Annotated in this window: 21 protein-coding genes, 2 tRNA genes and 1 riboswitch; of the genes, 20 read left to right on the top strand and 3 right to left on the bottom strand. The window is 64.3% G+C overall.

Annotated features, from left to right (window positions below; genetic code table 11):
* Positions 1–79 precede the first annotated feature (79 nt).
* Together HHL26_RS15645 and HHL26_RS15650 are read right to left on the bottom strand one after the other, a co-directional pair.
* The gene (locus tag HHL26_RS15645) at positions 80–874 is read right to left on the bottom strand and encodes an SDR family oxidoreductase (protein ID WP_066560793.1); all 795 of its coding nucleotides are present in this window, start codon (positions 872–874) and stop codon (positions 80–82) included.
* Between the two features lie 55 nt (positions 875–929).
* Positions 930–1,760: an alpha/beta hydrolase gene (locus HHL26_RS15650; protein ID WP_066562069.1), complete on the bottom strand. Its 831-nt coding sequence runs from the start codon at positions 1,758–1,760 to the stop codon at positions 930–932.
* 124 nt (positions 1,761–1,884) lie between these two features.
* Here HHL26_RS15650 and HHL26_RS15655 point away from each other — a divergent pair, with 124 nt between their 5' ends.
* From HHL26_RS15655 to gltB, 11 genes are all read left to right on the top strand, one after another.
* Positions 1,885–2,892, top strand: coding sequence for a GlxA family transcriptional regulator (locus tag HHL26_RS15655; RefSeq protein WP_066560795.1), 1,008 nt, complete (start codon positions 1,885–1,887; stop codon positions 2,890–2,892).
* A 62-nt stretch (positions 2,893–2,954) separates the two neighbouring features.
* Positions 2,955–4,388: a DNA recombination protein RmuC gene (gene rmuC / locus HHL26_RS15660; protein ID WP_066560798.1), complete on the top strand. Its 1,434-nt coding sequence runs from the start codon at positions 2,955–2,957 to the stop codon at positions 4,386–4,388.
* 269 nt (positions 4,389–4,657) lie between these two features.
* Entirely contained in the window at positions 4,658–5,335 is a 678-nt protein-coding gene (locus HHL26_RS15665; protein WP_257721803.1) for a nicotinate-nucleotide adenylyltransferase, read from the top strand.
* A gap of 12 nt (positions 5,336–5,347) precedes the next feature.
* Positions 5,348–5,737, top strand: coding sequence for a ribosome silencing factor (gene rsfS / locus HHL26_RS15670; protein WP_037462830.1), 390 nt, complete (start codon positions 5,348–5,350; stop codon positions 5,735–5,737).
* A gap of 43 nt (positions 5,738–5,780) precedes the next feature.
* The gene (locus HHL26_RS15675) at positions 5,781–6,203 is read left to right on the top strand and encodes a 23S rRNA (pseudouridine(1915)-N(3))-methyltransferase RlmH (RefSeq protein ID WP_066560804.1); all 423 of its coding nucleotides are present in this window, start codon (positions 5,781–5,783) and stop codon (positions 6,201–6,203) included.
* A 76-nt stretch (positions 6,204–6,279) separates the two neighbouring features.
* Positions 6,280–7,515: a peptidoglycan DD-metalloendopeptidase family protein gene (locus HHL26_RS15680; RefSeq protein WP_066560812.1), complete on the top strand. Its 1,236-nt coding sequence runs from the start codon at positions 6,280–6,282 to the stop codon at positions 7,513–7,515.
* Between the two features lie 274 nt (positions 7,516–7,789).
* Positions 7,790–7,982, top strand: a riboswitch (yybP-ykoY riboswitch).
* A gap of 20 nt (positions 7,983–8,002) precedes the next feature.
* Positions 8,003–8,581 (top strand): TMEM165/GDT1 family protein, encoded by a 579-nt coding sequence (locus tag HHL26_RS15685; RefSeq protein ID WP_066560813.1) that lies wholly within the window; start codon positions 8,003–8,005, stop codon positions 8,579–8,581.
* Positions 8,582–8,651: 70 nt separating this feature from the next.
* Positions 8,652–9,590, top strand: coding sequence for a complex I NDUFA9 subunit family protein (locus HHL26_RS15690; RefSeq protein WP_066560815.1), 939 nt, complete (start codon positions 8,652–8,654; stop codon positions 9,588–9,590).
* 154 nt (positions 9,591–9,744) lie between these two features.
* Positions 9,745–10,554 carry an undecaprenyl-diphosphate phosphatase gene (locus tag HHL26_RS15695; protein ID WP_066560818.1) on the top strand — a complete coding sequence of 270 codons (810 nt, stop codon included), beginning with the start codon at positions 9,745–9,747 and terminating at the stop codon, positions 10,552–10,554.
* Between the two features lie 165 nt (positions 10,555–10,719).
* Entirely contained in the window at positions 10,720–12,171 is a 1,452-nt protein-coding gene (locus HHL26_RS15700) for an NAD(P)-dependent oxidoreductase (RefSeq protein WP_066560821.1), read from the top strand.
* A 91-nt stretch (positions 12,172–12,262) separates the two neighbouring features.
* Positions 12,263–16,801, top strand: coding sequence for a glutamate synthase large subunit (gene gltB, locus HHL26_RS15705; protein WP_066560824.1), 4,539 nt, complete (start codon positions 12,263–12,265; stop codon positions 16,799–16,801).
* A gap of 9 nt (positions 16,802–16,810) precedes the next feature.
* Here gltB and HHL26_RS15710 read toward each other — a convergent pair whose 3' ends face one another.
* On the bottom strand, positions 16,811–17,281 hold the full coding sequence (locus HHL26_RS15710; protein ID WP_066562071.1) for a hypothetical protein: 471 nt from the start codon (positions 17,279–17,281) through the stop codon (positions 16,811–16,813).
* A gap of 147 nt (positions 17,282–17,428) precedes the next feature.
* Here HHL26_RS15710 and HHL26_RS15715 point away from each other — a divergent pair.
* The 9 genes from HHL26_RS15715 to HHL26_RS15755 all read left to right on the top strand — a co-directional run bounded on the left by HHL26_RS15715 (position 17,429) and on the right by HHL26_RS15755 (position 23,076).
* Positions 17,429–17,515 (top strand) — tRNA-Leu (locus tag HHL26_RS15715).
* Between the two features lie 336 nt (positions 17,516–17,851).
* On the top strand, positions 17,852–18,637 hold the full coding sequence (lptB, locus tag HHL26_RS15720) for an LPS export ABC transporter ATP-binding protein (RefSeq protein ID WP_013847841.1): 786 nt from the start codon (positions 17,852–17,854) through the stop codon (positions 18,635–18,637).
* 48 nt (positions 18,638–18,685) lie between these two features.
* Entirely contained in the window at positions 18,686–20,203 is a 1,518-nt protein-coding gene (gene rpoN / locus HHL26_RS15725) for an RNA polymerase factor sigma-54 (RefSeq protein ID WP_066560829.1), read from the top strand.
* Positions 20,204–20,271: 68 nt separating this feature from the next.
* Positions 20,272–21,123, top strand: coding sequence for a D-amino-acid transaminase (locus HHL26_RS15730; protein ID WP_066562073.1), 852 nt, complete (start codon positions 20,272–20,274; stop codon positions 21,121–21,123).
* Between the two features lie 33 nt (positions 21,124–21,156).
* Entirely contained in the window at positions 21,157–21,318 is a 162-nt protein-coding gene (locus HHL26_RS15735; protein ID WP_169576167.1) for a hypothetical protein, read from the top strand.
* A 47-nt stretch (positions 21,319–21,365) separates the two neighbouring features.
* Entirely contained in the window at positions 21,366–22,370 is a 1,005-nt protein-coding gene (locus tag HHL26_RS15740; RefSeq protein WP_082748730.1) for a MarR family transcriptional regulator, read from the top strand.
* Between the two features lie 85 nt (positions 22,371–22,455).
* Positions 22,456–22,531 (top strand) — tRNA-Val (locus HHL26_RS15745).
* An 86-nt stretch (positions 22,532–22,617) separates the two neighbouring features.
* A complete protein-coding gene (locus HHL26_RS15750; RefSeq protein ID WP_169576168.1) occupies positions 22,618–22,791 on the top strand; it encodes a hypothetical protein in 174 nt (57 codons plus the stop codon).
* Between the two features lie 57 nt (positions 22,792–22,848).
* Complete coding sequence (locus HHL26_RS15755) at positions 22,849–23,076, top strand: zinc-finger domain-containing protein (protein ID WP_066560832.1); 228 nt, start codon at positions 22,849–22,851, stop codon at positions 23,074–23,076.
* Positions 23,077–23,079 lie beyond the last annotated feature (3 nt).

Consider the following 23,079-nt stretch of genomic DNA (forward strand, 5'->3'; position numbering starts at 1 on the left):
CTCCTTTTTAAAACTGCCGCTCTCCTCCCCGTCATTCCCGCTTTTGGGGGGAATGACGGGCAGGAGAGGTGACGACATATTACTCCACTGCTTGCGTAATCCCATAGCGGGGCGCCGCATGGGCGAGCGACAGATTGGGCCGCAACGCCGCCCGGGCGGCCAGATAGGCGTCGAGTTGCGCATTGTCGGGCAGGGCGGGAATGGTGATCGGCTCGCCCATGTCGAAACCGGCGAGCGCGGCATCCACCATCTCGCCCGCTTCCATCACCATGGACGGCGGAAAGTTGGCGAGTTGCTCGTCGCTCCAGATCGCGGTCCGCGTGATTCCGGGCAGCACCGCCTGCACGCGCACGCCCTTGGACCCCAATTGCGCCTGGAGGGCTTCGGTGAAGGCCAGCACGAACGCCTTGGTCGCGGGATAGACGGCACTGAAGCTCTCCGGCATCAGCGCCGTGACCGAGGTGATGTTGATGATCGCCCCCGCTCCCTTTTTCGCGAGGCGCGGCGCGATGGCGGAGGAGAGCCGCGTCACCGCCAGCACGTTGAGGTCGATCATGCCGGTCAGATGGGCGGGATCGGTGTCGACGAAGCTGCTCTCGCCCGCGATCCCGGCATTGTTGACGAGGCCGGTGATGCTGTCGTCATCGCGCAGCCGGGCTTCGATCCGGGCGAGGTCTTCTGGGTCAGCGAGATCGGCCGCCAGCACCTCGACATGCACGCCGGTTTGGGCGTGCAGTTGGTTGGCGAGATCGGCAAGCTTGTCCACGCGCCGGGCGACGAGGATCAGATTGGCGCCGCGCCGGGCGATCCGGTCGGCATAGATCGCGCCGATCCCGTCCGAGGCGCCGGTGATGAGGAATGTTTCCTGAGCCATGGTCGTTTCCTTGCAGTAAGCACAGCGTCGGGGGCGCGAAGTCCCCCTTCGCGGTTCAGCCGTTGATGAAATCCAGCAGGTCGGCGTTGAACCGATCCTGATGCGTCTGCGTCAGTCCATGATCCGCCCCTTCATACACCTTCAGCACAGCATGGGACACGATCTTGACGGTGGAGAGGGCCGAAGCGCCGATCGGCACGATCTGGTCGTCGCCGCCGTGCAGAACGAGCGTCGGCACATCGACCTTCTTCAGATCGGCGGTGAAGTCGCTTTCCGAAAAGGCGCGGATGCTGTCGAGCTGGCCCTTCAAGCCGCCCGCCATGCCCTGCCGCCAGAATTCTTCGCGAAGGCCTTCGGAGATCGCCGCGCCTTTCCGGTTATAGCCGTAAAAGGGGATGGTGAGATCCTTGAAGAACTGGCTGCGATTGTCGAACGTGCCTTTGCGGATACCGTCGAACACCTCGATCGGCAGGCCGCCGGGATTGGCTTCGGTCTTCAGCATCAGCGGCGGGACAGCGCCGATCAGCGCCAGCTTTGCGGCGCGGCTGGTGCCATGGCGGCCGACATAGCGGGTGACTTCGCCGCCGCCGGTCGAATGGCCGACCAATATGACGTCATGCAGGTCCAGCGTCTCGATCAGATCGGCCAGATCGTCAGCATAGCCATCCATATTGTTATTGTCCCACACCTGGTCCGAACGACCATGGCTGCGGCGGTCATGGGCGATGGCACGAAAGCCCTGATTGGCGAAGAAGACGAGCTGCGCGTCCCAGGCATCGGCGCTCAGCGGCCAGCCATGGGAGAAGATGATCGGCTGTCCGTCGCGCGGTCCCCAATCCTTATAGAAGATGCGGGTGCCGTCCTTGGCGGTGATGAAATGGCTCATGATGACTTCCCTTCCGATGAAGGGCGCTTCCGACGCCCTGTGCTTGCGGAAATAGGAGAAGCGGCTCATGGTCAGAATTGGCGGACCCGACATTAAACGGGCCGATTCCGACATGAGGGCGTCGATGATGGCTGACACGATGCTTCCCAGGGCGGAGGTCGGGATACTGCTTTATCCCGGTTGCCAGATGGCGATGGTCCATGGCGTGACCGACCTGCTGACGATCGCCGGGCATTTTTCGGCCGAGCATGGCGGCCCGGTCTTGCGGGTCAGCCATTGGGAACGGGACGAGGAGCACGGCTTCACGCGCAGCTATGACACGCATGAGGCCGAAGCCTTGGGCGGCACGCCCGAGATCCTGCTGATCCCGGGGCGCCTCACCGGCCCGCCGGATGCGGAGGAATCGGCACCCTATGCGCGCTGGCTGCTCGACCGCCATGCGCAGGGGGCGACGCTCGCGTCCAATTGCGGCGGCGCCTTCATGCTGGCCGCCACGGGGTTGCTGAATGGGCGGCCGGCGACGACGCACTGGCTGTTCGCGGACCGCTTTCGCGAACGCTTTCCCAAAGTGCGGCTCGACAGCGACCGGATGGTGATCGACGATGGCGACATCATCACGGCGGGCGGGCTGATGGCCTGGACCGATCTGGGCCTGCGGCTGGTCGACCGGCTGCTGGGGCCGACGGTGATGCTGGATACGGGAAAATTCCTGCTGGTCGATCCGGCAGGCCGCGAGCAGCGCCATTATGCCCGCTTCGTGCCGCGCCTCACCCATGGCGACGAGCCGATATTGAAGGTCCAGCACTGGTTGCAGGCGCGGGAGGCCAAAGTGGTCAGCGTCGGGGAAATGGCCGGGCAAGTGGGCATGGAAGAACGCACCTTCCAGCGCCGTTTCAAGGCCGCGACCGGCATGACCCCGATCGAATATGCCCAGCATCTGCGGATCGCCAAGGCACGCGAGCTTCTGGAATTCACCCGGCGCACGGTCGACCAGATCGCCTGGAGCGTCGGCTATGAGGACGCCGCCGCCTTCCGCAAGCTGTTCCACCGGTTGGTCGGCCTGTCGCCCGGTGATTATCGCCAGCGCTTCGCGGTGCCCCATGCGCAGGCTGTCAGCGCTAGGGCGGCATGAGGAGGCTTGCGGCAATGACGTCACGTCGCTAGGTTCACCTTTCGTTCCATAAAGGGGTATATATGGACAGCCTGGCCGTCATTCTTGTTGTTGTAGCCCTGGTCGCCGGGCTGGGGATCGGCTGGCTGTTGCGGGGCAAGTCCGTGACGCCACTTGTGGCGGAAAAGGCCGATCTGGCGGGCAAGCTCGACATGGCGGCGACCCAGCGCAACGCGGCGCTTCAGGAACTGGTGGTGGCGCAGGAGCGCGCGGCGCAGGCGGCGGATCTGGCGCAAAGGCTGGATGCGGAGCGATCGGCGCGGGAACTGGTGGCGCGGGAGCTGGCGGCGCTGCAATCCGACACACAAGCGCGGGCGGAAGCGTTCGAGGCGCAGATCGCTGCGCTCAAGGACGCCAAGGAGCAGCTTTCGGCCCAGTTCAGCGAGATTGGCGGCAAGCTGCTGCACCAGGCGCAGAGCCATTTCCTCGAACGCGCCGACCAGCGCATGGCGCAGGCACATGAGAAGAGCGAGGCGCAGCTCAAGCAGTTGCTGCATCCAGTCAATGAGACGATCCAGCGCTACGACCAGAAGATCACCCAGATCGAGCAGCAGCGTACCGAGGCCTATGGCATATTGCGCGGCGAGATCGAATCGATGAAGACCGGGCAGGAGGCGGTGCGCGCCGAAGCACAGCGTCTGGTCGATTCGCTGCGCCATGCCCCCAAGGCGCGCGGGCGGTGGGGCGAGCAGCAGTTGCGCAACGTCCTCGAAACCTGCGGCCTTTCCGAATATGTCGATTTCCATACCGAGGTCAGCGTGGAGGGCGAGGATGGCCGCCTGCGCCCCGACGCGATCCTGCGGGTGCCGGGCGGGCGGGCGCTGGTGATTGACGCCAAGGTGTCATTGAACGCCTATCAGGACGCCTATGGGGCGGAGGGCGACGAGGAGAAGAAGCGTTTCCTGTCCGCCCATGCCGCCGCGATGCGCGCCCATGTCGAGACGCTGGGGCGGAAAAGCTATGCCGACCAGTTCGAGGACGCGCCCGACTATGTGATCATGTTCGTGCCGGGCGAACATTTCCTCTCCGCGGCGCTGGAGCATGATCCGCAGCTTTGGGACCATGCCTTCGGCAAACGCGTGCTGCTGGCCACGCCGACCAACCTCATTGCCATCGCCCGAACCGTGGCGGCGGTCTGGCGTCAGGAGAAGATGGCGGACGAGGCCAAGCGAATCGGCATGCTCGGTAAGGAACTTTATGAACGACTGGCGGCGGCGGCGGGCTCGCTCAAGAAGCTTGGCAACCGGCTCACTGGGGCGGTGGCGGATTATAACAGCTTCGTGGGAAGCTTCGAAGGCCGCGTGCTAGTGACGGGACGCAAGCTGCGCGACCTCAATATCGAAACCGGTGGCAAGGAACTGGAAGAACTGGAGCCGGTGGAGGCGCTGGTCCGGGAGCCGGTGTCGGCGGAAGCCGTGCGGGCGTTGCCGGAGGCTCTGCCGAATGCGGCGGAATAGGACAGACAGGCTCGATCAAATATTAGGAAGCTAATTATACTTCCGGTCCATTCCATCTCCCAGCGTTGCATCAAGCGGTTAGGTCAGGAGATGGATCCCCGCCTTCGCGGGGATGACGAACTTCGAAAATGTCCGGAAAGACCAAAACCCGCCTTCCATTTCGCTAATCCGGCGAGAACCATAGATGAATGGCACGCAACCCAGCCTCCCAAAGCCCGGCCTTTGTCGAGACTACGACAATCAGCTTAGCTCGCTAAACATCTATCCACTTGCGCAGGAGATTTGCTCCGAACTCCGCCAACTGGCATGGGCGAATCATGAAACGCATCGGCCTTCTCGGCGGCTCCTTCAATCCAGCGCATGGCGGGCATCGGGCCATTTCCCTGTTCGCGATGGACGCGCTGAAGCTCGATGAAGTCTGGTGGCTGGTGTCTCCCGGAAATCCGCTGAAGCCCAAATCCGGAATGGCGCCCCTCCCCGCACGCCTCGCCCACGCGCAAAAAGTTGCGCGGCGCAACCCTATCCGCCCCACAGCGATCGAAGCGCAGCTTCGCACTCGCTATACCGTCGACACACTGAAATCGCTTCAGAGCCGCTATCCCCGGCACCGCTTTATTTGGCTGATGGGCGCCGACAATCTTGCCCAGTTCGGCCAATGGAAGGACTGGCGCGGCATAGCCCGGATTATGCCCATTGCCGTAATCGCCCGGCCCGGCTATGATGAGGTCGCCCGTGGTTCATCGGCCATGAGCTGGCTGCGGCGCTTCGTCCGGCCCGCACGCCAGAGTGCAGCATGGACGGATTGGAGACCGCCGGCGCTTGTGCTTCTGCGCTTTCGCCCTGATCCAAGATCGGCGACCCTGCTGCGGCAGGCAGACCCCCTCTGGCATCGCGAATATGAACAGAAACGCGTGCGCGACCCGCTCACGCGCCGGTTGATTGTCTAGAATGGAGCCCGTTTGACCAGACCGCATCCCGCCAACGACACGGCCCAGAGCGCCGACAGCGTTGCCGCCCTGCATGACCTTGTCCTCAAGTCGCTTGACGACGACCAGGCGCAGGAAACCATTTCCATCCCCCTCGAAGGCAAGAGCAGCATCGCTGATCATATGGTGATCGCGAGCGGGCGCTCGTCGCGTCAGGTCGCGTCGATGGCGCAGAAGCTGGCCGAGCGGATCAAGCAGGCCACCGGGCGGTCCGCCCGCGTCGAAGGTCTGCCTGTGGCCGACTGGGTGCTGATCGATGCCGGCGACGTGATCGTCCACCTGTTCAGGCCGGAGGTGCGCAGCTTCTACAATCTGGAGCGGATGTGGGGTTTTGTCGACGCGCCGGTGGCGGGAACGGCCTGATCCACCCTTCGACAAGCGCGCGTTGAGCCATTAGGGGGAGGACATGCTCCTCCATATCATCGCGCGCGGAAAGATCGGGCGCTCGCCCGAGGCGGAATTGGTCGACCGCTATGCCAAGCGGCTGACCATGCCGTTCAAGATCACCGAACTGCCGGATCGGGGCGGCAAGCTGCCTCCCGCCCCGCCGGCTTGCGTGACGGTGATGCTGGACGAGAAGGGCCGCCAGCTTAACTCCATGGATTTCGCCAAGCGGATCGAAGGCTGGCGCGATTCCGGAAAGCGGGAATGCCGCTTCCTGATCGGCGCGGCGGATGGCTTCGACGATGCGGAACGCGACAATGCCGACCTGCTGATCGCTTTCGGCGCTATGACCTGGCCCCATATGATGGCCCGCGCCATGCTGGCCGAGCAATTGTGGCGCGCCTGCTCGATCCTGGCCGGGCATCCATACCACAGGGAAGGATAGAGGCGCTTTCCTTCTATCGGAACAGGGCTTAGTTAGGCCCAGTCGGTCCCGAACCCGGAACCGGCAGGGGGCAAAGGTGAAACGGACGGCGATCATCGCGGCATTGCTCGCTGGGGCGGCGGCCCTCGCGTCCTCGCGCCTGCCCGCCGCCGATGGCCAAGCCATCATCATGCCTGGCACCGGCGGCACCAGCCTTGGCGAAGGACAATCCGCCCTCAAGACCGCGCGCCGCCAGTCGGATGAGGCCCGCGACCGCTCCGAACGGCTCGAACGGCAAGCCGCAATGGCCCGCGACGAAGCCGACCAGGCCCGCCGCCGCGCCGCCGCCATGGCCGCCCGCATCCAGCAGGCAGAAGCCGACATCCAGGCCGCCCAGGCCCGCATCGCCATCATCGCCCGGCTTCAGCGCGCCCAGGCCGCCCGCCTCGCCGCGAAACAAGAGCCCGTCGTCCGGCTGACCGCCGCCTTGCAAATGATGGCGCAACGACCGCTGGCTCTCGCCCTGGTCCAGCCCGGATCGATCAGCGACGCCATCCATATGCGCGCCGTGCTGGGCCAGGTACTGCCCGTCATCCGCGAACGCACCGCCGGGTTGCGCGCAGAACTGGACCGCAGCCATGCCCTGCGCGCAACGGCAGAACAGGCAGCGGATTCGCTCGCGCAGAGCCAGCAGGATCTGAAGCAGCGCCAAGCCGCGCTCCAGACGCTGGAAGCGCAAAAGCGGCTCGCCGCGCAGGATTACCGGGCCAATGCCGATCTGGAAAGCGATCGCGCCCTGGCGCTGGGCGAGCGCGCGCGCGATATCGTCGACCTGATGGACAAGCTGGAGGAAGCGGGCGACCTGCGCGACCGATTGGCGGCCTTGCCCGGCCCCTTGCCGCGCCCCGCCCGGCCCGACCAGGCCCGCGCCCCCGCGCCCCAACGCCCACGCGGCCTTGGCGCGGCGCCGCCCTATCGCCTGCCAGTCGTCGGACAGTTGGTGACGGGCATGGGCGAGGTGTCCGAAAGCGGCGTCCGCTCGCGGGGGCTTACCATCGCCACCCGGCCGGAGGCTCTGGCGGTGGCGCCGACCGCGGGGCGCATCGTCTTTGCCGGGCCGTATCGCGGCTATGGGCAGATCGTGATCATCGACCATGGGGGCGGCTGGACGACGCTGATCACCGGCCTGCTGCGCCTCAACGCGGCGGTGGGGGACAGCGTGCGGCAAGGCGATCCGATCGGCAATGCGGGACCGGGGCGGCCGAGCATCACCGTCGAATTGCGGCGCAACGGGCGGCCGGTCGACATCGTGCCGCTGGTAGGTTTGGGCTGATGATGGGCGAGTTCGGATTTAGGTGGAGGGTGGACATTGATGTTCGCCTTGGTTGAACCGTGCTCCTGCGAAGGCAGGAGCCCAGTCTTGCCCTCTGTGGATTATCGGACCGTCTGAACTGGGCTCCTGCTTTCGCAGGAGCGCGGCGCGCTTAACGGCAGCAAATGGCCATCTGCAGTCCTCATTCCATCCATCAAAGGAACGGAGGATAGCCGCAAGCCGTCATTGGGGCCGCGCGTGCGGCTTGCCTTCTTGCCTGATCTATCCTAGATGCCCGTGCGTCATCTGGGGAGTAGCCAGCCGTTCCGCATAAGGAGCGGGCCGTTCGTCAACATATTTGGCCGAGAGGTCATGGCGGGCGGGACGCGAGGGATGCAAATCTTTCGCATCGGGCGAGACCAATGGCATCGCCTTCCCCATCCGGCCGGGTGGGGGGAGGTGGTGACATTGTGTCCTTCATCCTTCGCCCGGCCCGGACAAATCCCCTATGGAAGCAATTTTCACCTCCACCACTCTCGTCGCGCTCGCGGAAATGGGCGACAAGACGCAATTGCTGGCGATGTTGCTCGCCACCCGGTTCCGCAAGCCGGTGCCGATCATCCTGGGCATCCTCTTCGCGACGCTCGCCAACCATTTCCTCGCTGCGCTGGTCGGCCATTCCATCGCCGGCGTGCTGACCCAGCCCTGGTTCCGCTATGCCGTCGCGGCGAGTTTCATCGGCATGGCCGCCTGGACGCTGATCCCCGACAAGTTCGACGAGGACGAGCCGCTGAAGGCCCCTTCCGGGGCAGGCGTGTTCATGACCACGCTTATCGCCTTCTTCCTGGTCGAGATGGGCGACAAGACGCAGGTGGCGACCGTGATGCTGGGCGCGCGGTTCGACAATATCTTTGCCGTCACCGCCGGAACGACTCTGGGCATGATGATCGCCAATGTGCCTGCCGTGCTGTTCGGGGACGTGCTGGCGAAAAAGGTGCCGATGCGCGCGCTTCAGATCGGCGCCGCTCTGCTGTTCCTGGGCCTTGGCCTGTGGATGATTGCTGATTTGCAGGGCTGGATCGGGTAAACCCCGGTAAACCAGTTGTCAGCGGGCAGCGGCTGTTGCAAGGGGATGCGCACCCCTATCAAAAACAGGCATGGGACGCGTGATGAAGGACAGTCTGGTTACGGTGTTCGGCGGCGGCGGCTTTCTGGGCCGACAGGTCGCACAGGCGCTGATGGCGCGCGGCGCGCGGGTGCGCGTGGCGCAGCGCGATCTGGCAACCGCCCTGCGCGTCAAGCCGCTGGGCGGCCTGGGCCAGACCCAGTTCGTCGCGGCGGACATCCGCAAGCCCGAAAGCGTCGCCCGCGCCATCGCCGGCAGCGATATCGTCATCAATCTGGTCGGCGTTCTCTCCGGCGATTTCGAAGGATCGCATCACGACGGCGCGGCCCATGTCGCCAAGGCGGCGGCGGATGCGGGCGTCAAGGCGCTGGTGCATATCTCCGCGATCGGCGCTGACGCGCAAAGCCCGTCCGCCTATGGCCGGTCGAAGGCCGCGGGCGAAGCGGCGGTCAAGGCCGCCTTCCCCAACGCCACCATCATCCGCCCGTCGATCATCTTCGGACCGGAGGACCAGTTCCTCAACCGCTTTGCAGAGATCATCCGCCTTGCCCCGGTCGTGCCGGTGATCGGCGCGAACACCAAATTCCAGCCCGTCTATGTCGCGGACGTAGCGCAGGCCATCGCCAATGCCGCCGAAAAGCCGGGCGCCCATGGCGGCAAGACCTATGATTTGGGCGGGCCGCAGACCTATTCGATGCTGGAACTCAACGCCTGGATCGCCAAGGCCATCGGCCGGAAGCGCAGCCTGTGCGCGGTTCCCGCTTCGCTCGCCTCGCTGCTGGCGATGCTGCCGGGCGGGCCGATCACACGGGACCAATTGGCGATGCTGGGCAAGGACAATGTCGTCGCAGAGGATGCGAACGGGTTGGCCGATCTGGGCGTCGCGGCCACGCCGATGCCGGCCGTCGCGGAAAAATGGCTGGTCCGCTATCGCAAGCATGGTCGCTTTGCCGGGCGGGTTCAGGCCTGATCGGGCAAAGCCGATCAGCCGGACCGACATCGGACCGCGACAGGCCGCCTTGCGCGCGCCTTTCGCTTTTGCACAATAGATATCACGCCTTCGCGTCCTCTCCCGTCTGGGGGAGGGCTTCTTCCCGTTCGCCCTACAAGGATCCGATCCACCCATGGACCTGCATTATCTGACAGTCATCCTGCTTGGCATTGTCGAGGGGCTGACCGAGTTTCTGCCTGTTTCCTCGACCGGCCATCTGATCCTGGCGAGTGAGTTGCTGGGTTATGATTCGTCCACTTGGGCGATGTTCAATGTCATCATCCAATTGGGCGCGATCCTGGCGGTGGTGGTGCTTTACTGGCGGACTTTCTGGGCGGTCGGCATGGGGCTGTTGCGCAACGATCCGACGAGCTGGCGCTTCCTTCGCAATCTGCTGGTCGCGTTCATCCCGGCGGCGGTGATCGGCCTTGCCCTGCACAAATATATCGAGCAACTGCTGGGCGCGCCGAAGGTCGTCGCCTGGGCGCTGATCGTCGGCGGCATCGCGATCCTGGCGATCGAGCGGATGGTGAAGGAAAACCGCTTCCACGGTATAGCCGACATCCCTTTCGTCCGGGTGATCGGCATCGGCCTGATCCAGTGCCTTGCCATGATCCCGGGCATCAGCCGGTCGGGCGCGACGATCATGGGCGCGCTGACGCTGGGGGTCGAGCGGCGCACGGCGGCGGAGTTCAGCTTCTTCCTCGCCATTCCGACCATGTTGGGCGCGACCACGCTGGAACTGCTGAAAAATGGCGACAAGCTGACCTCCGCCACGGTCGGATGGGACAGCATTGCCTTGGGCTTTATCGTATCCTTCATCGTCGCGGTGCTGGTGATCAAATGGTTCGTGGGCCTGGTGTCGCGGCACGGCTTCACCCCCTTCGCCTGGTATCGAATCATTGCGGGAATCACTGCATTGGTGTGGCTCTCCCTACGATAAGGCCGAATCGGACCTAATACGCGCAAGATTATTTCGCCATTTCTTCGCTTCTGCGGAAAACGAGTATAAATTAGGACATATAAGCTGACATAAATTGCAGAATCCACGTGACTCTGCGGGTTTTTCTGCTATGGGCACCCTGCAAATTCATTCTAGGGACTCACCATGGCTGACAATCCAATGCTGAAATTCGTGGGAACGGGCCAAGCCTATCCCGAGAAGCGTTCGGCCGACGATCGCGCCGACGACTTCCTCGAAATCAGTCGCAGCTTCATCTTGGACAAGGCGGAAGAACAGGCGTCGCGCTGCTCGCAATGCGGCGTGCCCTATTGCTCGACCCATTGCCCGCTGCACAACCATATCCCCGACTGGCTGCGCCTGACAGCCGAGGGGCGGTTGCGCGAGGCCTATGAGCTGTCGAACCTGACCAGCACCATGCCGGAAATCTGCGGCCGCATCTGCCCGCAGGATCGCCTGTGCGAAGGCAATTGCGTCATTGAATTTTCGGGCCACGGTTCCGTCACCATCGGCTCGGTGGAAAAGTTCATCACCGACACCGCCTGGAAGGAAGGCTGGGTCGAACCGCTGGCGCCAGGCGCAGCGACCGGCCAGTCGGTCGGCGTCATCGGCGCGGGTCCGGCGGGGCTGACCACAGCGGAATATCTGCGGGTCGCGGGCTATGAAGTGCATGTCTACGACCGTCATGATCGCGCAGGCGGCCTGCTGACCTATGGCATCCCCGGCTTCAAGCTGGAGAAGGACGTCGTCATGCGCCGCATCCAGCGCCTCAAGGACGGCGGCATCACCTTCCATGAAAGCTTCGAGGTCGGCCGCGACGCTACGATGGAGGAACTGCGCAGCCGCCACGATGCGGTGCTGATCGCCACCGGCGTCTACAAGCCCCGCGACATCAAGGCGCCGGGCGTCGGCGCGCCGGGCGTGGTCAAGGCGCTCGACTTCCTGATCGCCTCCAACAAGGCCGGTTTCGGTGACGCCGTGCCGGAGCATGAGGATGGCTCGCTGCACGCCAATGGCAAGAAGGTCGTCGTCATCGGCGGCGGCGACACGGCGATGGACTGTGTCCGCACCGCCGTCCGTCAGGGCGCGACTTCGGTCAAGTGCCTCTACCGCCGCGACCGCGACAATATGCCCGGCTCGCAGCGCGAAGTCGCCAATGCCGAGGAAGAGGGCGTGGAGTTCGTCTGGCTCTCCGCCCCCATCGCCTTCGAAGGCACGGAGCATGTCACCGGCGTCAAGGTCACCAAGATGCGCCTCGGCCAGCCCGACGCATCGGGCCGCCGCGCGCCGGAAGCCGATCCGGGCACGGAGCACACGCTGGAGGCCGATCTCGTGATCAAGGCGCTGGGCTATGATCCGGAAGAACTGCCCAAGCTGTTCGGCGCGGAGGATCTGTCGGTCACCCGCTGGGGCACGCTGCGCGTCGATCACAAAACGATGATGACCAGCATGGACGGCGTGTTCGCCGCTGGCGACATCGTGCGCGGCGCTTCGCTGGTGGTCTGGGCGATCCGCGACGGCCGCGACGTGACCGAGCATATGCACCGCTATCTCAAGGCAAAGGCCAAGGCCTCTGCCGGGGAAAGGCAAGCCGCTTAAGCCATTTCAGCCCGTTCGGTTCGAGCTTGTCGAGAACGTGGCGTGAGATTTGAGACAGGCTCGAACCGACGGATTTGACGAGGAGGCATTCATGGCCAACACCCCCTATATGGCGAGCCCCGAAGAGCGTGCGCGCCTTGCCGCTGAGGGCATGTATCATCCCGAGATGGAAGGCGATGCCTGCGGCGTCGGCCTGGTCGCCGCGACGGATGGCCGCCCGAGCCGCCGTGTGGTCGCCAGCGCGATCGACGCGCTGAAGGCGGTATGGCACCGTGGCGCGGTCGATGCCGACGGCAAGACCGGCGACGGCGCGGGCATCCATGTCGACCTGCCGGTGCGCTTCTTCGACGATGCGATCGCGGATTCGGGCCACAAGCCGCTGCCCAACCGGCTCGCCGTCGGCATGATCTTCCTGCCGCGCACCGACCTGTCGGCGCAGGAAACCTGTCGCACCATCGTCGAGGCCGAGATCATCGACGCGGGCTACACCATCTATGGCTGGCGCCAGGTGCCCGTCGACGTCTCCGTCATCGGGGAGAAGGCGCAGCGCACCCGTCCCGAGATCGAACAGATCATGATCGCCGGGCCGATGCCGGAGGAGCGCGATCAGGCCGAGTTCGAAAAAGACCTCTACCTCATCCGCCGCCGGATCGAGAAGCAGGTCATCGCCGCGCAGATCCAGGACTTCTACGTCTGCTCGCTGTCGTGCCGCTCGATCATCTACAAGGGCCTGTTCCTCGCGGAATCGCTGTCGGTCTTCTATCCCGACCTTCAGGACGAGCGGTTCGAGAGCCGCGTTGCGATCTTCCACCAGCGCTATTCGACCAACACCTTCCCGCAATGGTGGCTGGCCCAGCCCTTCCGCACGCTCGCGCATAATGGCGAGATCAACACGATCCGCGGCAACAAGAACTGGATGAAGAGCCACGAGATCAAAATGGCTTCGCTCGCCTTCGGTGAGCAGTCGGAGGACATCAAGCCCGTGATCCCGGCGGGCGCGTCCGATACCGCCGCGCTTGACGCCGTGTTCGAGGCGATCTGCCGTTCGGGCCGCGATGCGCCGACCGCCAAGCTGATGTTGGTGCCCGAAGCCTATCAGTCGGCCAGCCCCGAACTGCCGCAGTCCCATTCGGACATGTACGAATATCTCGCCTCCGTGATGGAGCCGTGGGACGGTCCCGCCGCGCTGGCGATGACCGACGGCCGCTGGGTCGTGGCGGGCGTCGACCGCAACGCGCTGCGCCCGCTGCGCTATACGCTGACCGGCGACAATCTGCTGATCGTGGGTTCGGAAACCGGCATGGTCGTGGTGCCCGAAACCACCATCGTGCGGAAGGGCCGCATGGGTCCGGGCCAGATGATCGCCGTCGACCTGCAGGAAGGCGTGATCTTCGATGACAAGGAGATCAAGGACCAGATCGCGGGGGAGCGCCCCTATGGCGAGCTGATCAAGGACTTCATGACGGTCAACGATCTGGCCGACGCGCCGAGCGCGCTGCGTAGCTGGGACAAGGCCGAACTGACCCGCCGTCAGGTCGCCGCCAACATGACGCTGGAGGATATGGAGCTGATCCTCGCCCCGATGGTCGAGGATGCGAAGGAAGCCGTCGGCTCGATGGGCGACGACACGCCGCTCGCGGTCATTTCCGACAAGCCGCGCACGGTCAGCCATTTCTTCCGCCAGAATTTCAGCCAGGTCACCAACCCGCCGATCGATCCGCTGCGGGAGCGGTATGTCATGAGCCTGAAGACGCGCTTCTCCAACCTGCACAACATATTGGAGCATGACGCGCAGAACAGCCATGTGCTGGTGCTGGATTCGCCGGTGCTGACCTCGTCCGAATGGGCGAAGCTCCAAGGGCATTTCGGCCCGGCCGTGGCCGAGATCGACTGCACCTTCCCGGCCGAAGGTAACCAGGAGCAGCTCCGCGCCGCCATCGCCCGCATCCGGGAGGAAGCGGAACAGGCCGTGCGCGAGGGCCGCACCGAAATCTTCCTGACCGACGAGCATCTTAATTCTGATAAGATCGCCATTGCCGGGGTGCTGGCGGCGGCGGCTGTGCATACCCATCTCGTCCGCAAGGGGCTGCGCAGCTACGCGTCGATCAACGTGCGCTGTGCCGAAGCGCTCGACACCCATTATTTCGCGGTGCTGATCGGCGTCGGCGCGACCACGGTGAACGCCTATCTGGCCGAGGCCAGCATTGCCGACCGCCATGCACGCGGGCTGTTCGGTGACCTGTCGCTCGACCAGTGCTTCGAACGCTATCGCATCGCCATCAACGAAGGCCTGCTGAAGATCATGTCCAAAATGGGCATCGCGGTCATCAGCTCCTATCGCGGCGGCTATAATTTCGAAGCCGTTGGTCTGTCCCGCGCGCTGGTCAACGATCTCTTCCCCGGCATGCCCGCGAAGATTTCCGGCGAAGGCTATGCTTCGCTTCACTATAGCGCGAAGCTGCGGCACGACACCGCCTATGATAGCGCCGTAGTGCGTCTGCCGGTCGGCGGCTTCTACCGTCAGCGCAATGGTGGCGAGACCCACGCCTATTCGGCGCAACTCATGCACCTGTTGCAGACCTCGGTCGCGACCGACAGCTATTCGACCTATCTGCAATTCTCACGGGGCGTGCGCGATTTGCCGCCGGTCTATCTGCGCGACCTGCTGGAGTTCAACTTCGCCCGCGAAGCCGTGCCGATCGACGAGGTCGAGGCGACCACCGAGATCCGCAAGCGCTTCGTGACGCCGGGCATGTCGCTTGGCGCGCTGTCGCCCGAAGCGCATGAGACGCTGGCCATCGCGATGAACCGCATCGGCGCCAAGGCCGTGTCGGGCGAAGGCGGCGAGGATGCGAACCGCTTCAAGCCCTATGAGAATGGCGACAATGCGAACTCGGTGATCAAGCAGATCGCGTCGGGCCGCTTCGGCGTCCATGCCGAATATCTGGGGTCGGCCGAGGAAATCGAGATCAAGGTCGCGCAGGGCGCCAAGCCCGGCGAGGGTGGCCAGCTCCCCGGTTTCAAGGTGACCGAGTTCATCGCCAAGCTGCGCCATGCGACGCCCGGCGTGACGCTGATCTCGCCGCCGCCGCACCATGACATCTACTCGATCGAGGATCTGGCGCAGCTCATCTACGACTGCAAGATGATCAATCCTCGCGCTCGCGTTTGCGTGAAGCTGGTCAGCCAGGCGGGCATCGGCACCGTGGCTGCGGGCGTGGCTAAGGCCCATGCCGACGTCATCCTGGTCGCGGGCCATGTCGGCGGCACCGGCGCATCACCCCAGACCTCCGTCAAATATGCGGGCACGCCGTGGGAAATGGGCCTGTCGGAAGCCAATCAGGTGCTGACCCTCAACGGTCTGCGTCACCGCGTGAAGCTGCGCACCGACGGCGGCCTCAAGACTGGCCGCGACATCGTGATCGCGGCGATTCTGGGCGCCGAAGAGTTCGGCATCGGCACGCTGTCGCTGGTGGCGATGGGCTGCATCATGGTGCGTCAGTGCCACAGCAACACCTGCCCGGTCGGCGTCTGCGTGCAGGATGAACGCCTGCGCGAGAAGTTCACCGGCACGCCGGAGAAGGTCATCAACCTCATGACCTTCATCGCGGAAGAGGTTCGCGAGATTCTCGCCCGTCTGGGCTATCGCAGCCTGGACGAAGTGATCGGCCGCACCGAACTGCTCAAGCAGGTCAACCGCGGCGCCGAGCATCTGGACGATCTCGACCTGAACCCGATCCTCGCCAAGGTGGACGCACCCGACGATCAGCGCCGTTTCTCGCTGACCGAATGGCGCAATGCCGTTCCCGACAGCCTTGACGCGCAGATGATGCGCGACGCCAAGGCGGTGTTCGAGCGGGGCGAGAAGATGCAGCTCACCTACACGGTGCGCAACACGCATCGCGCCGTGGGCACCCGCCTGTCGGCCGCCGTGACCGAGAAGTTCGGCATGTCTAGCCTGGCGGACGGTCATCTGACCGTGCGTCTGCGCGGCTCGGCTGGCCAGTCGCTGGGCGCCTTCCTCTGCAAGGGCATCAAGCTGGAGATCTTTGGCGACGCCAACGACTATGTCGGCAAGGGTCTGTCGGGCGGCATCATCACGGTGCGCACGACCGTCTCCAGCCCCTTGAGCAGCAAGGACAACACGATCATCGGCAACACCGTGCTCTACGGCGCGACCAGCGGCAAGCTGTTCGCGGCGGGACAGGCCGGGGAACGCTTCGCCGTCCGCAATTCGGGCGCGCAGGTGGTGGTCGAGGGCTGCGGCGCCAATGGCTGCGAATATATGACCGGCGGCACGGCGGTGATCCTGGGCAAGACCGGCGCCAATTTCGGCGCGGGCATGACCGGCGGCATGGCCTTCATCCTGGACGAGGATGGTAGCTTCCCTACGCGCGCCAACCCGGAAAGCATCGTCTGGCAGCGACTGGAAAGCGCCCATTGGGAAGCGGAGCTGAAGGCTCTGATCGCCCAGCATGCGGTGGCGACCGACAGCAAATGGTCGAACACCATCCTGGACGACTGGGACCGCTGGCGCCGTTATTTCTGGCAGATTTGCCCGAAGGAAATGGTGAACCGCCTCGCTCATCCGCTGAGCGACGCTCCGGCGGAAGTGGTCGCCGCCGAATAAGCGGCCGGTTCAGTAGGAAAAAGCAGCGTCCGCCGGGCTATCCTCGGCGGGCGGTTTGCTATTGGGAGCCTGGGCGATCTTCACGGGTTGCAGACTGCCTTCGCTTTCCCCAGCAACGAATCTTTCGATCGATGCAGGCAGGGTTCGCGCTGGCGGAGGCGGCTCGACATCATCGGCCTCGCTCACAACATCCTGCGCGGCGTAATCGCGCACCACGGGATCGTTCATCCCGTCCCAGCCCGCCATGTCCGCAGCCATTTGCCGGTCGGCCAAGGTGGGACCGCAACCCTTGCAATGAATGACCGCAGGGCCGGTCAGCTTTACCGGATCATAGGCGGCATCCTCCGGCAGGACCGCCTCCGGCAACGGCGTTTCGGTTGCGGTCTTGGGCGGTGTCGTGGCGTAAAGGCCAAGCCCATATCCTCCGGTCAGGGCAACCCCTGCACTCACACATGAAAACAACCAGAAGCGCGCGGACATGATCGTCTCCTCCTCCATTCTCGCCCGCTCCCGACTTTCTCTCTCCAAAATAACGCAGATGCAGATAGGTTGTTGCATGGCCCGAAAGCCTTTGCTAAGGGCCGCCTCCTACCAAGGCACCGGCCCCGCCGGTTTCCCTGTTGATGTGCGGTCGTGGCGGAATTGGTAGACGCGCAACGTTGAGGTCGTTGTGGCCGAAAGGCCGTGGAAGTTCGAGTCTTCTCGACCGCACCATTTTTCCTGAAAATCCAATAAGTCCTGTCATCACGCAATCCATGACGCAGCAATGCGTGCGTCGGCAGCAAATTGTTGACTTGTTGGAAAATGTTACTGATATGTTCTCGCCGTTTTGGAACGGAGTGAGATCATCGAAAGGCGGGCGGCTCTTCGCGCCATCGTCATTGAAAGCGGCCCTGTCAGTCCCAATCTTGCCGCGGGTCATGGCCTTCGTGCCGACAAAAACCATTTTCCCCCTTGCCCCGGCGGCGATCCCATGCACAAAGCTTGCCAATTGCCGCGCGGGTCATGGATTTATCCCGCGATCAACCATGCGGCAGCAAGGATAGTGTGATGGACGACGTCATGATGCAGGACCGGACAGCCCCGGCATCGCCCCTTCCCCCGCAGGAAGTGGGTGAAGGCCTGTCCGTCATCTCCATCGCCAAAAGCTATGACAAGCGCGTCGTGCTGGCCGACGTTTCGCTGACCGTCGGCAAGGGCGAGGTGGTGGGCCTGCTCGGCCCCAATGGCGCGGGCAAGACGACCTGCTTCTATTCGGTGATGGGGCTGGTGCGGCCGGACCATGGCCGCATCGTGCTGGACGGGCAGGACATCACCGGCCTGCCGATGTACCGGCGCTCCATATTGGGGCTGGGCTATCTGCCGCAGGAAACCTCGATCTTCCGTGGCCTCACCGTCGCGCAGAATATCGGCGCGGTGCTGGAACTGGCGGAACCGGACAAGGCGGCGCGGCAGGCGCGGCTGGAACAGTTGCTGGAGGAATTCGGCCTGACCCGGCTGCGCGATTCATCGGCCATGGCACTGTCGGGCGGCGAGCGGCGACGCTGCGAGATCGCCCGCGCCCTGGCGGCCAATCCGTCGATCGTGTTGCTGGACGAGCCTTTCGCGGGCATCGATCCACTGTCCATCGCGGATATTCGCGGTCTGGTGAAGCAGTTGAAGACCCGCGGCATCGGCGTGCTCATCACCGACCATAATGTCCGCGAGACGCTGGAGATCGTCGACCGCGCCTGCATCATCTACGACGGCAAGATGCTGTTCGCGGGCAGCCCGACCGAACTGGTGGCCAACGCAGATGTGCGGCGGCTCTATCTGGGCGAGAATTTCTCGCTCTGACATGACCGACAAGCGGCCCCTTCCACACAGCGGCAAGGGGAAGGGCTGATGGCGCTCGCCCCCCGTCTCGACCTGCGGCAGAGCCAATCGCTGGTGATGACGCCGCAGCTTCAGCAGGCGATCAAGCTGCTGGCGCTGTCCAATCTGGAAATCGAGGCGTTCGTTTCGGGCGAATTGGAGAAGAACCCGCTGCTGGAGGCCGGAGCGCCCGGCGATGATTTCGCGCCGCCCGCCGACGGCGTGGACCGGCCGGCGGAACAGCATGACCTGTCCGCGGAGACTGGCGATGCCGACCAGTTGATCGGTCAGGGACTGGGCGTCGCGGATTCGCCGCTGGATGTCGATTATGGCGCGGAAACCTTCATCGACGATGGGCCGGGCGACCGGGTAGCGAGCGCGGCTATCGGCTCCAGCGGCCTGGACATGCTGTCCGGCGGCAGCGGCGAAGCGCCCGATTTCGACAGTTTCGCCAATCCGGAACAGGGTCTTCAGGAACATCTGATGGATCAGGCCCGCAGTGCCCTGTCGGGCATGGACCTGACCATAGCGACCCAGTTGATCGGACAGATTGACGAGGCGGGCTATCTGGAGGCCAATCTACTGGAAACCGCCCATGGCATGGGGGTGCCGCTCTACCAGATCGAACATGTGCTGGCGGTGATCCAGAGCTTCGATCCCACGGGCGTCGGGGCACGATCGCTGGCGGAATGTCTGGCTTTGCAGGCCAAGGAGGCGGATCGCCATGATCCCTGCATGGCGAAGCTGCTCGCCAATCTCGATCTGCTCGCCAGGGGCGCGCTGCCGCAGCTGCGCCGGATCTGCGGCGTGGATGAGGAGGATATGGCGGACATGATCCGCGAACTGCGCGGCTATGATCCCAAGCCCGGCCTGCGCTTTTCCACGGAAAGCGCCGCGCCGGTGACGCCCGACCTGTTCGTGCGGCAGACCCGCGAGGGCTGGTCGATCGAGGTCAACAGCACCACCCTGCCCCGCGTCCTCATCAACCGGAGCTATTATGTCGAGCTGGCTTCCGGACCGCAGGACAGGACATCGAAAGCCTGGCTGGCCGATTGCCTCGCCAGCGCCAACTGGCTGGTGAAGGCGCTGGACCAGCGGCAGAAGACCATCATCAAGGTCGCGAGCGAGATCGTCCGTCAACAGGAAGATTTCTTCCGCAAGGGCGTGGAGCATCTGAAACCGCTGACGCTCAAAGCCGTGGCCGATGCGATCCAGATGCATGAATCAACCGTCAGCCGGGTGACGTCGAACAAATATCTGTCCTGCCCGCGTGGGCTTTACGAACTCAAATATTTCTTCACCAGCGGCGTTTCGGCGGCCAGTGGCGACGGCGCGGTGTCGGCCGAAGCGGTCAAGAGCCATATCAAGGCGCTGATCGCGGCGGAAACGGCCGACGCCATATTGTCCGACGACACGCTGGTCGACCTGCTGCGGGCCAAGGGCATGGATATCGCCCGCCGCACCGTCGCCAAATATCGCGAGGCCATGGGAATCGGATCCTCCGTGCAGCGGCGGCGGCAGAAGGCTTTGCGCGGGCAAGCGGCCTGACGAAACCTATGCTTGACCAGGATGCGCCGCCAAGCCAGATCGGCCGCCCCATATCAAGGAACGCCATCATGTCCGTCGCCTATCTGAACGGCCGTTTCGTGCCGCTGGAGCAAGCCCAGGTCTCCGTGCTGGATCGCGGTTTCCTGTTCGCGGACGGCATCTATGAAGTCGCGGCGGTGATCGACGGCAGGCTGGTCGACAGCGCGTCCCATCTCGCTCGGCTGGAGCGATCTACCGGCGCGATCGGCATCGCCCTGCCACTCTCCCTCGCGGAGATCGAGGCGGCGCAGAAGGAGCTCGTCGCCCGCAATGCGCTCACCGAAGGGTTGGTCTATCTCCAGATCACGCGGGGGGCCGACGCGACCCGCGATTTCCTGCCCTCGCCCGATATCCAGCCGACGCTGGTGATGTTCACCCAAGCCAAGCCTTTTCTCGACGTGCCCGCCGTGCGCAACGGCATAGCGGTCGTTACGATGCCCGACCTGCGCTGGGCGCGGCGCGACATCAAGAGCGTCGGCCTGCTGGCCCAGGCCATGGCCAAGCACGCCGCCGCCGAAGCGGGCGCGCAGGAGGCCTGGATGGTCGAGGATGGCTTCGTGACCGAAGGCGCCTCCTCCACCGCCTTCATCGTCACGCAGGAAGGCATCGTCACCCGGCCCTATAGCCAGGCGGTGCTGGCGGGCTGCACCGGCGCGGCGCTGACCGCGCTGGCGGAAGAAAGCGGCATCGCCATCATCCGCCGCCCCTTCACCGTTGCCGAGGCGTTGGCGGCAAGGGAAGCCTTCATCACCAGCGCCTCGACCCTCTGCCAATCGGTGGTGCGGATCGACGGCCAGCCCATCGGGGACAGCACGCCCGGCCCGGTGGCGATGCGATTGCGCGCACTCTATATCGACTTTGCCCGGCGCACCGCCGTTTGAGCAAAACAACGCGCAAAAGCTGATCCATTTCGGATGGAAAAAGATGCCGCCGTCATTTCCGCCATTTCGGCGGGGATCAAGGCTCCATTTTGGCAGTCCGTTATGGCGTTGCCGGAAAAGACCCGTTTACAGGGCGCTCGATGGACGCAATGGGCGGCACGAATCTCCATAATGGAGAATGGTCTGGCTGCGTAACGACGGCATTGCGATAAGCTGGAACAAACAGGACGGAGATTTTCGGCGTGGGTTTGGATCATGATGAGATCGGTTTCGGCGCATCCCTGGACCAACCCTTTGGCGCGCGGGATGAGCGGCCGGGACTGCTGATCCTGGCGAATGACATCTATCTGGACGATGCCGCGCTGCTGAGCCGGGCCGCGGGCCTTCGCCTGCTGGGCACGGTGCCGCTGGACCAGGCATCGACCCGGCTGGATGTGCAGATCGGCTGCGACATCATCCTGTGCTTCTGCCCGTCGCCCGATGCGATGATCGAGCGGCTGCTGGTGCAGATCGAGACATTGGCGTTGCAGAACGACATGCCGGTCATCCTGGTGGCTGATATGGAAACTGTCGACCTTGCTTATGCCTGCCTGCGCAGCGACCGGACGCAATTGCTTTGCAGGCCGGGCCATACGGACCTGGCCGCCGCCCTTCTGGCCGCCGCCCGCCAGACGCCGTCCGGATCCTTCCACGAAGCCAACCGGGACAATGAGGGTCTGCGGTTGCAGCAATTGAGCGATGAGGTGAGCCGCCTCGCCCGCACGCTGGAGGCGCTGACGCTTCGCCCCCGTCATGCGACGCCGTCCTTCGACCTGGGCCCGCGCATATCGGATGAGCCCAACGACTATATCGGCATGCCGTCGCTGGAGCCGATCGGCAGCGCCGCCAAATCCGCCGACGCCGCGAGCGTGGATGCGGCGCAGGTGCGCGACCTGCTGCGGGCGCGGCGGCTGCGCGACGATTTCCTGCCCGCCGATCTGTTCGCGGACCCCGCCTGGGACATGCTGCTGGACCTGCTGGCGGCGCGGCTGGAGCATGAGCGCGTGTCCGTGTCCAGCCTGTGCATCGCGTCGGCGGTGCCGCCGACCACCGCGCTGCGCTGGATACGGACGCTGACCGAACAGGGCTTTGTCGACCGTCAGGCCGATCCGCATGACGGGCGCCGCGTCTTCATCGCGCTTGCCGATCACACTGCCGAAGCGTTGAGCCGCTGGTTCACCGCCAGCCGCCGTTTCCTGTGTGCATGACGAATATGCCGTCATCCCCGCTTGACCCGCGCCCCGATTGCCGTAGATAGGCGCGCACCGGACGCCTGCGGTCAGGACGGGCATCGGGCGATTAGCTCAGTTGGTAGAGCGTCTCGTTTACACCGAGAATGTCGGCGGTTCGAGCCCGTCATCGCCCACCATGCCTTCCCCGGAGAAATCTGTTCCCGCTTGGGGCGCAATGGCGTAGGGTTCCGGCACCGGAACGCTTTGGTGAGGCAGTTGCATCATGTCTCTCACGCTTCTCTTTGCTGGAACGATAGCGCCCTTTCTGCTGATGGTGTCGCCGGTTTCGCTGGCCGTCACCCGCGATTGCCTGGATTGGAACGCGCCAGCCAAGGCGGTGGACATCGCTGCGGAAAAGCCCTGCCCGAAAAGGAAGCCGCCCTTCCTGCTCATGTAAGGCTCCTTTCGCCACGGATATTGCGGCGCAACGCCAGCGCTGCTAATCGGTGCCGCCATGATCCAGCCGCCTGAAATCATCCGAGTCACCAAGTCCCGCGTCTCCTGCGACGGTTCGGGCGACATTCCCGCAGCGCTCGGCCATCCGCGCGTCTTCCTTGAGATCGATGAGCATGGCTATATCGATTGCGGCTATTGCGACCGCCGGTTCGTGCTGATCGGCAGCGCCGCCGACACGCCGGAAATCGCCGGGTTGCCGGATATTTCCTCGGGCGCCAGCCTTTAAGCC

Source organism: Sphingobium sp. TB-6 (assembly GCF_012927365.1).
Taxonomy (GTDB): Bacteria; Pseudomonadota; Alphaproteobacteria; order Sphingomonadales; family Sphingomonadaceae; genus Sphingobium.

Excerpts from the sequence above, each read along its gene's own strand:
- HHL26_RS15645 (WP_066560793.1), bottom strand. The coding sequence starts at position 874 with ATGGCTCAGGAAACATTCCTCATCACCGGCGCCTCGGACGGGATCGGC.
- HHL26_RS15650 (WP_066562069.1), bottom strand. The coding sequence starts at position 1,760 with ATGAGCCATTTCATCACCGCCAAGGACGGCACCCGCATCTTCTATAAG.
- HHL26_RS15655 (WP_066560795.1), top strand. The coding sequence starts at position 1,885 with ATGATGGCTGACACGATGCTTCCCAGGGCGGAGGTCGGGATACTGCTT.
- rmuC (WP_066560798.1), top strand. The coding sequence starts at position 2,955 with ATGGACAGCCTGGCCGTCATTCTTGTTGTTGTAGCCCTGGTCGCCGGG.
- HHL26_RS15675 (WP_066560804.1), top strand. The coding sequence starts at position 5,781 with ATGCTCCTCCATATCATCGCGCGCGGAAAGATCGGGCGCTCGCCCGAG.
- HHL26_RS15685 (WP_066560813.1), top strand. The coding sequence starts at position 8,003 with ATGGAAGCAATTTTCACCTCCACCACTCTCGTCGCGCTCGCGGAAATG.
- HHL26_RS15690 (WP_066560815.1), top strand. The coding sequence starts at position 8,652 with ATGGGACGCGTGATGAAGGACAGTCTGGTTACGGTGTTCGGCGGCGGC.
- HHL26_RS15695 (WP_066560818.1), top strand. The coding sequence starts at position 9,745 with ATGGACCTGCATTATCTGACAGTCATCCTGCTTGGCATTGTCGAGGGG.
- HHL26_RS15700 (WP_066560821.1), top strand. The coding sequence starts at position 10,720 with ATGGCTGACAATCCAATGCTGAAATTCGTGGGAACGGGCCAAGCCTAT.
- gltB (WP_066560824.1), top strand. The coding sequence starts at position 12,263 with ATGGCCAACACCCCCTATATGGCGAGCCCCGAAGAGCGTGCGCGCCTT.
- HHL26_RS15710 (WP_066562071.1), bottom strand. The coding sequence starts at position 17,281 with ATGTCCGCGCGCTTCTGGTTGTTTTCATGTGTGAGTGCAGGGGTTGCC.
- lptB (WP_013847841.1), top strand. The coding sequence starts at position 17,852 with ATGGACGACGTCATGATGCAGGACCGGACAGCCCCGGCATCGCCCCTT.
- rpoN (WP_066560829.1), top strand. The coding sequence starts at position 18,686 with ATGGCGCTCGCCCCCCGTCTCGACCTGCGGCAGAGCCAATCGCTGGTG.
- HHL26_RS15730 (WP_066562073.1), top strand. The coding sequence starts at position 20,272 with ATGTCCGTCGCCTATCTGAACGGCCGTTTCGTGCCGCTGGAGCAAGCC.
- HHL26_RS15735 (WP_169576167.1), top strand. The coding sequence starts at position 21,157 with ATGGAAAAAGATGCCGCCGTCATTTCCGCCATTTCGGCGGGGATCAAG.
- HHL26_RS15750 (WP_169576168.1), top strand. The coding sequence starts at position 22,618 with ATGTCTCTCACGCTTCTCTTTGCTGGAACGATAGCGCCCTTTCTGCTG.
- HHL26_RS15755 (WP_066560832.1), top strand. The coding sequence starts at position 22,849 with ATGATCCAGCCGCCTGAAATCATCCGAGTCACCAAGTCCCGCGTCTCC.